Below are 12,557 nucleotides of genomic sequence, written 5' to 3'. Positions count from 1 at the left end.
ATTGGACGGGTGAATCAATATTGATGTCGAGATGGCGACTGGTTTGCTGTATAGCGTCTACGACCTTGTAGTCCCGGTCTAATTGGCCATTTAATGAGCGAGTCCGCGGTAAGTCCGTGTTACTTCGGTCGTCCGTCCGGACGGCGGATTTCCCTGTGAGCATCGACGTCGTTGACGCCGATCGCGGTCTGACCGGCGAGCGGTCCGGCGTCCGCTCTCTCGCCGAAGGCGGGATCATCGCACAGCTCCGCGTCGACCATCCGGATCTCTTCTTGCGGCCGACGCTACGCCGGGCGCCGGACGTGACTATCGAACCGGAGTACTGGACGACGGTCGATACCGGCCGGACGCTGGTCTTTTTCACCGCGTTCGGCGCCGGTGAGGAGTTCGAAAACGCGCTCGCGATGGATCCGACGATCTTCGACCCGGTATTGGTCGATCGCTATCCGAACAGGCGGGTCTACCGGGCCGCCCTCGCCGACCGCGTGGTACCGATCGTCTCAGGGACGGCGGCGGTAGACGGTCGGCTGCTCGAGTGTACCAGCTCCCGCGACGGCTGGCTCGTCCAGCTTCGGTTCCCGACGCGGGACGCGCTCGTCGAATTCAACGAGCACTGCCGAGCCCGCGACGTCTCCGTCTCGGTCGAGCATCTGCGCGTGTCCGACGACGAGGACGACGGCGTGATCGCGCTGACGGACAAACAGCAGGAATTGCTCGCCGTCGCCCACGAAGAGGGATACTTCGAGGTGCCGAGGGGAATCTCGCAGGACGAACTCGCCGAGCGACTCGGGGTCTCCAAGTCGGCGGTCTCACAGCGGCTTCGCAGGGCGATCGGGAAGCTCTGCGGATCGTCGCTCTCCTCGACGTAGTCGCTCCGCCGCGCGGCGGAAAATCGAGTGTCGAACGCGCCGAGTCGAACCCGAAACGAGGGAACTCGAGCCAATGCGGCTGCGTTTTCGCTCGTCTCAGTCGCTCGACTCGTCGTCTTTCATCGAACCGAGTTTGGAAACGAGTTCGTCGGTTGAGAGATCGGATTCGAACGACATCTGGCCGTCGTGATCGTTCTCGTGGACGTTGACGGCTTCCACGTCGTCGGCGTTCCGGGTCCGTTGTTGCTGTTCGGATTCGTCGTAGCTACCAAAACCCATACGCACTATGGTGGCGGGACCGCCAAAGGCGTGGCGGTTCGACACATCTCTGCGATCCGATCGCGCGATACGATTCACACGGCGTGTGCTATTTCGTTCCACCGCCGATCGGCGGAGTCGGATTCCGAGAAATCCGCTTCGTTCGCGAAATCCGCCGAGCGAGAGACTGACTTCGGTAGCGAACGCGTCGAATCGTTCGAAGTCATCGTCAACCGTCAGAACCGTGTTCTCCCCTTCGGCGATCGCCACCCGTGCGTAGTACCCGTTCCATCCGCCGGTATTCGCGGTGCGTGCTCGAGCGAAGCCGCCGTGTACGATCGCTTCGGGCATTCGATCGTACCAGCGAATTCGATTGACGCCCGTGAAGTTTGGAACAGTCGAGACGCGTCTGCGGCCGAATTGACGAGTGGAGCTGGCTCCGTCACGTCGGTGCCGGTGAGCTCGACGCGCTACGCAGTCGCGACGCGGCTCGCCGGCGGACGGCCCCATCGGACGACCGGGCTCGGAGCGGCGAAACCGTAGAATGACGGTGATATGACAGGTGGTGGCATGCTCGATCAGCATTGAATACTGAATCAGACATCCTCATTTTCACGATCGAACGATAAAAGATGGAGATAAGCCACTGCCTTTGGTCTTTTTCTCTCATAATTTCCAAAAATTAGGTTGCCACCCGCCGGACGGCCGATCATAGTGCGTCTCTCGCCGGAGGTTCGATACGGCGTTTTTTGGACATACCGGTCGAGTAGCCGTCGCCGTCGTCTGACTCGACGAACGGCCTCTTCATTTTGCCTGTACATACCCCGGATATACTCGCGTAGAACTCCTGTCCTTCGATCGAACCGGTTCGTAATTGAACATTCGGTCCGGAAACGTGCGTGAACGTAGAATTGTGTTTTTCCCGGAACCGTCACGGCATCGGAACGTACCGGCCGCATTACTCCGATACTACTGGAACTGGTAGCCCGTCTATAGTAATGGATTCGTGGAATCTGGACTGTAGCATGTCCGTGCCCCGTTCGTCGTCTCGAACAGTCGACACGGACCAGCAACTGACCATGATACGAACACGATCATCGCGGGTGACCGTTCGACGTCGGCGACCGTCCGGTGGCCGTCCGCGTCCGCAACCACCGTCGATGGCTCCCGACCCGAGAACGGGATCGAGCGTGGGGTGAATCGTCGATGTGTGGAATTATCGGCCGAGTGGGCGACGGAAACGCTATCGAAACGCTCCTGACGGGCCTCGAGAACCTCGAGTACCGGGGATACGACTCGGCCGGCGTCGCCGTGCAAAACGGTTCCGGCATCGCCGTCCAGAAGCGCTCGGGCAAGGTCGAGGAACTCAAAGAGACGATCGCCGACCGATCGCTCGACGGAGCGGTCGGCATCGGCCACACCAGATGGAGCACGCACGGGCCGCCGACCGACGAAAACGCTCATCCCCACACCGACGGGACCCAGGACGTCGCGGTCGTTCACAACGGGATCATCGAGAACTACGCGGAATTGAAAGCGCGGCTGGCCAAGCGGGGGTACGAGTTCACCAGCGATACCGATACCGAGGTTATCCCGCATCTCATCCAGTACTATCTCGACGAGGGGTACGAGAACGAGACGGCGTTTCGACGAGCGATCGACGAACTCGAGGGAAGTTACGCCGTCACCGCGATGTGTTCGGGCGAACACGTTCTGTACGCGGCGCGACAGGGCTCGCCGCTCGTCGTCGGCATGGAGGACGGCGAGTACTTCCTCGCAAGCGACGTCCCCGCCTTCCTCGAGTACACCGAAACCGTCGTCTACCTCGAGGACGGCGACGTCGTGATCGTCGACGAGGAGGGCGTCGAGTTCACCGATCTCGAGGGGAACCCCATCGCGCGGGAGTCCGAGACGGTCGACTGGGATCCCGAACAGGCCGGCAAGGGCGAGTTCGACCACTTCATGCTCAAGGAGATTCACGAGCAGCCCACCGCGCTGGCGCAGGCGATCGAGGGCCGCATCGACCCCGAGAACGGCCGCATCGCTCTCTCGGATTTCGACCCCGGAACCTTCGAGGGGATCGAGGCGGTCCAGCTCGTCGCCTGCGGAACGTCGTACCACGCGGCCCTGTACGGGTCGCTCTTCTTGAACCAGGCCGGCGTCCGATCGACCGCGCTGCTCGCGAACGAGTACAGCGTGGCCGCGCCGCCGATCGACGAGAACACGCTGGTGATCGCGGTCACCCAGAGCGGAGAGACGGCGGACACGCTGAATGCCCTCCGACGAGCGAACCGGGAGGGCGCGAACACGGTCACCGTCTCCAACGTCGTGGGATCGACCGCCGCTCGCGAAGCCGACGATGCGCTCTTCATCCGGGCCGGGCCGGAGATCGGCGTCGCGGCGACCAAGACGTTCTCGTCGCAGGCGGTCATGCTCACGCTGTTGGGCGATCGCATCGCCAGGGACGTTCGCGGCGAATCCGCGGCGGACCTGGAGTCGCTGCTCCCGGAGCTCGCGTCGATCCCCGACCGGGTCGAACGCGTCCTGGAGACGTCAACGGCCGATCGGATCGCCCAGCGGTACGAGGACAGCGAGTCGTACTTCTTCATCGGCCGCGGGCTCGGGTTCCCGGTCGCGCTCGAGGGTGCGTTGAAGTTCAAGGAAATCACCTACGAGCACGCCGAGGGGTTCGCCTCCGGGGAACTCAAACACGGTCCGCTCGCGCTCGTGACTCCCAAGACGCCGGTGTTCGCGATCTTTACCGGCGACGAAGACGAGAAGACGCTCAAAAACGCCGAGGAAGCGCAGACCCGGGGCGCGCCCGTCGTCGCGGTCTGTCCGGACGACCACCGGGCGGCCGACGTGGCGGACGAGCACCTCTGGATCCCGAACACCGAGCCGGACCTCGCCGGGTTGCTCGCGAACGTGCAACTCCAGCTCGTCTCGTACCACGCCGCCGACCTCCTCGATCGGCCGATCGACAAGCCGCGTAACCTCGCGAAAAGCGTCACCGTGGAGTGACCGGCTCGGCGTCGACCCCTTCTTTTTCCATCGTCTCGACTCGGAGTTCGGTCGCTGCGGTTCCACCCGGCGGGTGCCGCCGTGGTCGATGTTCGAAGAACGCTCGAGACGATCGGATTCGAGTGCGAGTCGACGACGCCGATGGACCCGGGACCACCCCCATCGTCCCGGTCCGAACGGCGTCAACCGGTGACCCGCACTCGAACGACGTCGAAACCGTCCGTGGAGGGCCGTGACGATCGATTCGTACTGAAATCCCGATCGATTCCCTCCGGGTTCGATAGCTACCCCTCGACGTATAAAGCCCACACGTGATATGTACGGCCGGGGCTCTCCAGGCGATCGATTGCAGCGAGAACCGCGATGGAGAATCAATCGCGGTCAGCCGGGCTCGGCCGCGGCTGCCGGTCGACTCGGCGCCGGCTACCGGTCCCGTTCGACGACTTCTCCCGGTCGCGTCGTCACTCCGGTGCCGAGTTTCACTCCCGGTGCGAGGCTCGTGTCGATCCCGGTTTTGACCCCGTCGCCGACGACGACGCCGAACTTTCGCCGCCCGGTCGAGACGCGATCCCCTTTCACCGTGAGCCGAACGTCCGCGTCGTCGTGCCGGAGGTTGGCGACGGTCGTCCCCGCACCGAAGTTGACGTCGCGGCCGAGCACGCTGTCGCCGACGTACGACAGGTGATTCACCGCCGCGTCCGCCGAGAGAACGCTATTCTTGACTTCGACGGCGTTCCCGACCGACGCGTTTCGATCGATCAACGTCGCCCCGCGGACGTACGCGTTCGGCCCGACCGTGGCGCCCGACCGAATCAGTACCGGCCCCTCGATCACGGCGCCCGGTTTTACCGTCGCCCCCGGCTCGACCACGACGTTGCCCGTCAGGTTCGCGTCGTCGCTCACCTCGCCGTCGATATGCCGGTCCAACGTCGCGAGTTTCCACTCGTTCGCTTCGAGCAGTTCCCACGGCCGGCCCACGTCGAGCCACCGATCGAGGATGACCGGCGTGACGGCGAACTGCTCGATCACGGTCGCGAGCACGTCCGTGATCTCGCGTTCGCCGCGTTCGCTCCGGGGAACGTCGAGCCACTCGGCCGCTCGCTCCGGGAACGCGTAAGCGCCGGCGTTGGCGAGGTTCGTCGGCGGGTCGTCCGGTTTTTCGACGATTTCCGTGACGGTGCCGTCGCTCGTGCTGAGCACGCCGTAGTTGCGCGGATCCTCGACCTCGACGGCGCAGACCGCCGGACGGGCGTCGAACAGCCGCGCGACCGCAGCCGGATCGTACAGGTTATCGCCGTTCAAGACGGCGAAAGGCCCGTCGAGGTGGTCGCGAGCCGCGTTGACCGCGTCGGCCGTTCCGGCCTGTTCAGTCTGTTCGGCGTACGCGACGGGAACGCCCCGGTACTCGTCGCCGAAGTACGCCTCGACCGTCGCCGCCTCGTAGCCGACCACGAGGACGATCTCGTCCGCGCCGGCGTCGACGGCCGCGTCGACGGTGTGGGCGACGAGCGGTCGGTCGGCCACCGGGAGCATCGGCTTCGGCACTGATGCGGAGAGCGGTCTGATCCGGGTCCCTTCTCCGGCCGCGAGAACGACGGCTTGCATGTCGAGTAACTTCTCCGATCGGCGGGATTATTATGGGCTAAATAGGCGAAAATCCTGCCCTTCAGGGGTGGGATACACGCCGTCACGAAGTGGCACGATCTCCGGTCAGTGAGTTCTCGAGGGCTTGTCGATGCGTCCAACAGCCGATCCCGGACGCGGACCGATCACACCGCCCCGCCGAGTGTCCTGTCGACGCTCGCATCCGTCCGACCGACTCCCGGTTCCCGACGGTGGCGCAGCCGGGGACGGGCGGTCTCGATTCGGCGCCGGTTCCGGCGGCTTTCGTCTCGATCTCGCCCCCGGAGAGCGCGGCTATTCGACGGGTAAAACCGAAACTAACCGGTCGTAAATATTGAATTTCCCCGGAGAGAGAACGTAACGGTACGACATTCGGGATAGTCTCCCGAAACTGTAACTCACGTCCGAAACGTCGCACTAATCGATCGCCTGCGAATTATGGGGTCCATAGTAAATACCGTTCTGTGGATACGGATTGGTGATGTCGACTGAACCATCCGACGCCAAGTGGACGCCGATGACGTCAGGTCAGCAAACGGGCTCCCCTCGCTGTGTCAGCTGCGGTCACCAGGTTACCCGCCAGTTCGCCCGGGTTTTCGGCGATAACCGGGACGTGGTCCACGCGTGTCCAGAGTGCTCGACGTACCGCGAGATGAAGACGTCCGATTTCATCCCGAAGGAACGTCGATAGCCCTCGCGTTCGGAGCGTTCCGCGATCGGTGGGCGCGGAACGCAAACGGCGTACAGGCTCGGTTCCTGCCCCTTCCGTCGCCGGTCCTCGCTGATCGCTCTTCGGCGCCACCTCGCTTTTCCGTCGGTTCCGTCCGAACGATCGACGGCTCCCGTCTCGGCCCGCTCGTCGACTCCGAGCGCTTCGATCGCCGCGACCGCTGCACCCTCCCTTTCGACTCAGGTTTTGCGGGTCCTACTCCGAATCGATCCGCGACCGGCGGGTTCGTCGCCCCGGAGATTCCGACGCTGAACGCCGTTAACGTCTCCCTATGTTTCTGAACGTTGGTAATCGTATATATGTTGAAGCGGCCTCAGTGGTGCGTACAGAATGCACCCCAGCGCACGCCGAATCACAGTCACGTCCGGCGACGGGACGCGGTCGCGGCAGTCCGCCACCCGAGCGCCGGAGGCGCGCCCTCCGAAGCGTCGACGATCGAACCCGAGTCCGGGGGTCGGAGGGAACCGATGAGCACGTCCGACTCCGAACTTGAGCGAGCGTCCGACGCGGACGGCGCCGATCGCGACGCGTTGATCGAGGAACTTCCGCCGAGTTCGAAACTCGTCTACAAGGTTCTCGAGTACGAGGGATCGTTGACGCAGGAGGAGATCGCCGCGGAATCGAGGCTGTGTTCCCGAACGGTCCGCTACGCCCTCGGAAAACTCGAGGGCCGGGGCCTCGTCGACAGCCGCGTCAGCCTCGATGACGCGCGACAGTCGAAGTACTGGATCGACGACTGATCGAGCGGGCAGCGGGCGCCGTCGCGTATTCGATCGCCGGGAGGGCCGATCGGCTTCGCGCCGTATGACGGGTACTCCGCCATCGAACTCGTCTCGACGATCCGAAGCGGGTTCCCGTCCATCGCGGCGCCGCAGGCGCCGTTACCCGGCCGCGGTTGCGGTCGGTCGACGACGGAAACGTGCGGTACGAAACCGCGACGCGGCTCCCGCGATCGCACGCCGTCCTGTCCGTTCGAAAGCGGGTGACTCCGACCGAGATCGTCGCCATTTGACGCGACATCGCCACCCTTCTAGTGATCTCGACGGAACCGGACGAATCAGTCGTTCGCGACCGCCGCCCGGAGCTCCGATCGCGCGCGATCGCTCAGCGCGTACGTTCGTTCGGCCGGCCGTTCGAGCACGGATTCGGTGCGGAGTTCCGAGAGGAGACTCTGGACGGCGACCGTCGATCGGTCCACCTCCGCCGCGACGGCTTCCGTTTCGAGCGGCCCGCCGCGGGCCAGGGCGCTCACGACCGTCTTCGCGGTCGGCGGCGAACACTGCGAGTTCTCGCAGGCCCGCCCGATCCGTTCGTCGAGCCACGCGAGTCCGAACGTGCCGTCGTCGCGGTCGTCGTGATTCGCCACGAGGATGTCCACATCGGTCGCCCCGTCGTCGGGCGTGTATCCCATCTCGACTCCGTCGGCCGTCGGCTGGACGATGGCGTCGTCGGCCTCGTTCGATCCCTGCGCCGTCTTTTCGGCCTCGAGTCGATCGCGTAACCGTTCGTTCGTCGCGCGCAGTCGATCGACCTCGGCTTCCAGGTCGTCGATTCGTTCGCCTCGATCGGCGAGTTGCGATTCGAGTTTCTCGCGTTCGGTTTCGAGGTCCGCGCGCTCGGCCTCGAGTTCGGCCAGTTCGTCGTGGAGCCGTCGCAGATTCTCGTCGGCGTCGGGAAGCTGGGTCTGAATCGTCTCGGGACGGGTCAGGGCGTCGGCCATCTGCTTCGCCGCATTCGAGATGTCCCGCGCGGATTCGAGTTCGTCCTCGAGCGTCTCGATCCGTTTTTCCTTCTTCTCGAGTTCGTTCTCGAGCTCGACGATCCGGTTTTCCTCCCGGTCCTTTCGCTCCGAGATCTTCTGCAGGTCGCCGACGAGGGCGTCCGAGACGGACTTGAGCTCGGGTCGTTCGAAGTCGTCGAGTCCGGGTGTCGCGCCGGCGTCGAAGGTCCGCTTTCGGCGGAACTGCACCCTTCGGACGTTTACCTCGGTCCAGTCGGTTTGCACGAACGCTTGACCGTCGTTCAGATCGGAGACGCGTTCGGCGTACTCGGTGTCGATGATTCGACCGACGACCTTCGTGTCGTTGTCCCAGGTCAAGCGATGCCAGACGAGCCAGTTCGCCTGCGTGATGAAGTCCTTCTTGACGTCGGCCGGCCGCTGGCTGATCCCCAAGATCCCGAGGCCGTGTTTTCGGCCTCGCTTCCCGATCTTGATCAGGAGGTTTCCGGTCTCGCCGACGCCGCCGCCCTCGGGGATGTACTCGTGGACCTCCTCGACGACGAGGAGGAACGGTTTCTTGAGTTTCTTCTCCTTGACGAATAGCTGTCGCGCGATCTCCCGGATCAGTTCGTCGGCGACGTCCTCGTCGAGGTAGCCGGAGACGTCGAGGATGACCGGGACGTTCTCCTCGAGCGCGAGCGCGGCCATCTGTTCGGCGTGTTCCGGCCCGATCTGGATGTCACACTCCTCGTCGGCGCCGGCGTGGAGCATCTCGTACTCCTCTTTGAGCCCGTAGTACTCGCCGTCCGTGTCAACGATCAACAGCGGGAATCCCGCTTCGAGGAGCTCTTCGGCGATGACCGACGCGGTGTTCGACTTTCCGGAGCCCGATTTTCCGGTGACGAATCCCCGTCCGGTCAGGAGTTCGACGACGGGAAGCCACAGCTCCGATCCGTCGTCGGTCTCTCCGACGAGGATCTCCCGCTGGTCGCTCACCGACGTCCCACCCCGGGTTGGCCCGACGCGTTCATGCTATCCATACACTTCGAACCCGTGACCTTGAATATTGGCCTCCGATCGAGCGCGCCGATCTTTCGCCGAAGAGGAGGGTCGCCATGACCGAATCGCGTACTCGCATTTAGGACCGTCTACACGGTGTAGAACGTATCAACTTTGTAGACCGTGTCAACCGTGTCACCGGGCTGATCGAATTGCCAGATGAGGGTCGATGGTAATCGACGATGGTCCGTTTCACGGGAATCGTCACGGCCTGGCGATGTAGAAGACGGTGTGGACGGTTTGAACTTTATACACTGTTTACACCGTGTACAACTCGTCGTTTGCGGACGCTGTCGCAGCTGCGTTCCGATCGGTCCTCCCGATCGATGTCTACACTTTTTGAACTGCTCAGACTGTGTAAGACGCTCGAACGGTCTACACAGTTAGCACCGTTTAGCGCGGCCGGTGAGACGGCGAGCGTCGGACCCGGACGATCGAAACAGCCGAGACCGTTAGCACTGTTTACACAGTTTACACATTTTACACTGTTTCAGCCGTCTACACCGCTCAAACTGCCTCGATCACCCAACTTTCGACCGGAGACGCCCAATTCGCCGACTGCGGGACGAATCTGACTGGATTTCCACACGGTCTAAACTATCTACACTGTTCGAACTGTGCCAACAGTCGAAACAATCCACGCCGTGTAGACTGTTTCCGCTACTGTTAAGTCGTGACACGGGGATAGTGTTCGTGTCAGTCGTCGCGTCCGGTCGAACGACGGGCGAGGGTCGAAGAATGTGCACACAGTGTAAACATCGCGAACCGTCGAAACGTCACGGGGCGTCCGAACGGGCCGCATCGATCGGACGGTGCAGTGCGTTTCGACCGCCCAGACGTTTCAGGAGGTCCGAACTGTCGACACCGCGTAGACTGTGTGCACAGTTCGAACCGTCTCAGACGTGCGAGCGGTTTACACGTTCGCCGCAGCAGCTTCCGCTGCGCCGGTGTGGTTCGACGTGGTACGATTCGAGAGTTGCTCGCCGTCTACACGCTCCACACGGTGCGAACGGTCTACACCGTGTACACTTCGAACGAAGTCCTCGCGGTGTCCGCGGCGATGGACGTCCGCACCGCCTCGACCGTCGACGCGACGACGGAGGTGAACCCACGTGACGACACCACGCGCCGTCAGCGTCGCCCTCCAGAAGGGCGGCGTCGGCAAGACGACCATCGCGATCAACCTCGCGGAACGGCTCGCCAACCGATCGAACGACGTGTTGCTGATCGACCTCGATCAGCAGGGCAACGCCACGGAGGGCGTCGGATTGCACGACGCCTACACGAGCGACCTGCACATCGGCGACGTCCTCGAGGACGGCTCGGACGTCACGCTCGGTGACGTCGTCCGATCGGCGGGGGCGTTCGACGTGCTGCCGGCCCACGAGGATCTGGATAGCGTCGAAAACAGCATCCGGAGCGCGACCTTCGGCGAACTCTGGATCAGAAACGAGATCGTCGATCCAGTGCTGGGCGAGGCCTACGACTACGTCGTCGTCGACTCGCCGCCGAACCTGGGGCCGCTCGCCGACGCGTCGCTCATCTCGACCCAGAACGTCATCGTCCCGCTGCGGATGAGCGAACCCAGCGTCAGCGGCTTCGAACGGATGTACACCCAGCAGATCGGCCCGATCCGCAAGGAGATCGACCTCGACATCCTGGCGATCGTCCCGAACTCGCTGTCGGGGGACAACGAGGAGAAGCGGATCATCGGCGACCTGGAGGAATCCCAGTTCGGCGAGTATCTGCCGGCGTTCGGCCGATCGTCGCACTTCGACGATCCCGACTCTCCGGGGCCGGGGCTTCGCGAACGCATCGCCTTCCGTCGCGCGTGGCGCGAGGGAGTCCCGCTCGCGGAGTACGATCCGGAAAGCGACATGCTCGTTCGGCTGGACGCACTGGCGGCGATCGTCGAACGCGGAGGTGTCGACGGTGCCTGACGAGAACCGGTTCGCGGGGCTGAGCGAGGCGGTCGACGAGGACGGCGACGAAGGCGGCGACTCGGGGTCGGACCCCGACCCGACCGCGGGTGCGGATTCGAATGTGTCGGCTGACGCCGCCCCGACGGCCGATTCGGACGCCGCGTCCGGATCGACTTCGAGGGACGGCGCCGTCGAGGAATCGTCGGCGACGGGCGCGGCGACCGAGAATGGCGACACCGAACCGACGGCCGAACCGGCGGAGCCGACGACCGAACAGGACGGTCGGACCGATCCGACCGCGTTCGCGTTCGACGAGACGACCAAGAAGACGGTGTACGTACGCCCCGACACGCTCGACGGCCTCGAAGACGCGCGCGCGTTGGTAGACGCACAGCTGCGGACCCGACACGACGTCCGGGATCTCACCGGGCGGGAGTTCTACGATGCGGCGTTCAGACTCGCGGCCGCCGATACCGACGGGCTGATCGAGGAGATCCTCGCGGCCCGCGAGGAGTAACGCGGCCGCGAGTCGTCGGTGTGACGGCCGCGATCGGCCGATCCGAGTACCGGGCGGCACGGACATTGTCACTTCATGTCACACCGGAACAACAATTATATTGGTCCCGCTGAATGCTTACTGTAGGGTTCCGACCGATGCTTCCGACCACCGCACCTCGCTATCCGTCCCTCGTTCTATCGGGGATGGATGCGATCGAGTCCGCCGCTCACAACGGACTCGAGTACGGTGGTCGCGGGCAGATTCCGATTCGCACTCGCGCCGGCGAATCGGAAACGGTCGGGTTCACGCCCGTCCGCGCCGCGTGACGCCGCGCTCGGCCGGACGGCGACACTGTTTTTGGGGTTCGTTCGGGTGACCCTGCCGGTAGTGTTCGACGGCGCCGGCCGACGCGGATCGCGCGGCGTCCTCCGTGGTGTACCAGGCAACACGCGGACGCTGCGAGTCCGAGCGTCGAGTTCGAATCTCGACGGGGGACGTCATGAACAGCCACATCACCGCCGCTGTCGCGACGGTCACCGTGCGCGTCCCGCTGGGCGCGGCCGGCGACCTCGCGGACGGCGCGACGAGAGTTATCGAACGGATCGACGCGGTCGACCGACTCAAGTCGGCGCGCGTTCGGAAAATCGCGCCCGGATTGAACGATACCACGGTCGATCTCCGCGTCGAAATCGACCTTGCGGATCCAGAGGCGAACGGCGATACGGCGCTCGTGAGACGCGAACTCGAACGCGGCGTCGGCGTCGTCGCCGTCGACGACGTCGAATCGATCGAACCGGAGGCGGCCCCGCTGGAAGCGGAGGTGGGCTAGTCCCCGCCGAATCTCATCGCTCACCCC

The 12,557-nt window shown here is 64.0% G+C and carries 10 protein-coding genes; 7 read left to right on the top strand and 3 right to left on the bottom strand.

Annotated elements, in window-relative coordinates:
• Positions 1-155: 155 nt before the first annotated feature.
• Positions 156-869 (top strand): helix-turn-helix domain-containing protein, encoded by a 714-nt coding sequence (locus MUH00_RS21585; RefSeq protein WP_247004910.1) that lies wholly within the window; start codon positions 156-158, stop codon positions 867-869.
• A 96-nt stretch (positions 870-965) separates the two neighbouring features.
• On the opposite strand, the gene MUH00_RS21580 is transcribed toward MUH00_RS21585, so the two are convergent.
• The gene (locus tag MUH00_RS21580) at positions 966-1,148 is read right to left on the bottom strand and encodes a DUF5786 family protein (protein WP_247004908.1); all 183 of its coding nucleotides are present in this window, start codon (positions 1,146-1,148) and stop codon (positions 966-968) included.
• A gap of 1,185 nt (positions 1,149-2,333) precedes the next feature.
• Here MUH00_RS21580 and glmS point away from each other — a divergent pair.
• Positions 2,334-4,148, top strand: coding sequence for a glutamine--fructose-6-phosphate transaminase (isomerizing) (gene glmS / locus MUH00_RS21575; RefSeq protein ID WP_247004907.1), 1,815 nt, complete (start codon positions 2,334-2,336; stop codon positions 4,146-4,148).
• Positions 4,149-4,571: 423 nt separating this feature from the next.
• Here glmS and glmU read toward each other — a convergent pair whose 3' ends face one another.
• Positions 4,572-5,753 (bottom strand): bifunctional sugar-1-phosphate nucleotidylyltransferase/acetyltransferase, encoded by a 1,182-nt coding sequence (gene glmU / locus MUH00_RS21570; RefSeq protein WP_247004904.1) that lies wholly within the window; start codon positions 5,751-5,753, stop codon positions 4,572-4,574.
• A 499-nt stretch (positions 5,754-6,252) separates the two neighbouring features.
• Between glmU and MUH00_RS21565 the strand changes: the two genes are divergently transcribed.
• Together MUH00_RS21565 and MUH00_RS21560 are read left to right on the top strand one after the other, a co-directional pair.
• Positions 6,253-6,462, top strand: coding sequence for a DUF7563 family protein (locus MUH00_RS21565; RefSeq protein WP_247004902.1), 210 nt, complete (start codon positions 6,253-6,255; stop codon positions 6,460-6,462).
• Between the two features lie 506 nt (positions 6,463-6,968).
• Positions 6,969-7,241, top strand: a complete 273-nt coding sequence (locus tag MUH00_RS21560; protein ID WP_247004901.1) for a MarR family transcriptional regulator — start codon at positions 6,969-6,971, stop codon at positions 7,239-7,241.
• Between the two features lie 317 nt (positions 7,242-7,558).
• Here MUH00_RS21560 and MUH00_RS21555 read toward each other — a convergent pair whose 3' ends face one another.
• The gene (locus MUH00_RS21555) at positions 7,559-9,217 is read right to left on the bottom strand and encodes an ATP-binding protein (RefSeq protein WP_247004900.1); all 1,659 of its coding nucleotides are present in this window, start codon (positions 9,215-9,217) and stop codon (positions 7,559-7,561) included.
• Between the two features lie 1,175 nt (positions 9,218-10,392).
• Here MUH00_RS21555 and MUH00_RS21550 point away from each other — a divergent pair.
• From MUH00_RS21550 to MUH00_RS21540, 3 genes are all read left to right on the top strand, one after another.
• Positions 10,393-11,220 carry a ParA family protein gene (locus MUH00_RS21550; RefSeq protein WP_247004899.1) on the top strand — a complete coding sequence of 276 codons (828 nt, stop codon included), beginning with the start codon at positions 10,393-10,395 and terminating at the stop codon, positions 11,218-11,220.
• Positions 11,213-11,719: a DUF7970 domain-containing protein gene (locus MUH00_RS21545; RefSeq protein WP_247004898.1), complete on the top strand. Its 507-nt coding sequence runs from the start codon at positions 11,213-11,215 to the stop codon at positions 11,717-11,719. The genes MUH00_RS21550 and MUH00_RS21545 overlap by 8 nt, the downstream gene beginning before the upstream one ends.
• A 481-nt stretch (positions 11,720-12,200) precedes the next feature.
• The gene (locus tag MUH00_RS21540) at positions 12,201-12,530 is read left to right on the top strand and encodes a hypothetical protein (RefSeq protein ID WP_247004897.1); all 330 of its coding nucleotides are present in this window, start codon (positions 12,201-12,203) and stop codon (positions 12,528-12,530) included.
• The last annotated feature ends 27 nt before the right edge of the window (positions 12,531-12,557 follow it).

Source organism: Halosolutus gelatinilyticus (genome assembly GCF_023028105.1).
GTDB lineage: Archaea > Halobacteriota > Halobacteria > Halobacteriales > Natrialbaceae > Halosolutus > Halosolutus gelatinilyticus.
The sequence above is the reverse complement of the archived record's forward strand: the minus strand, read 5'-3'. Positions and strand labels throughout refer to the sequence as shown.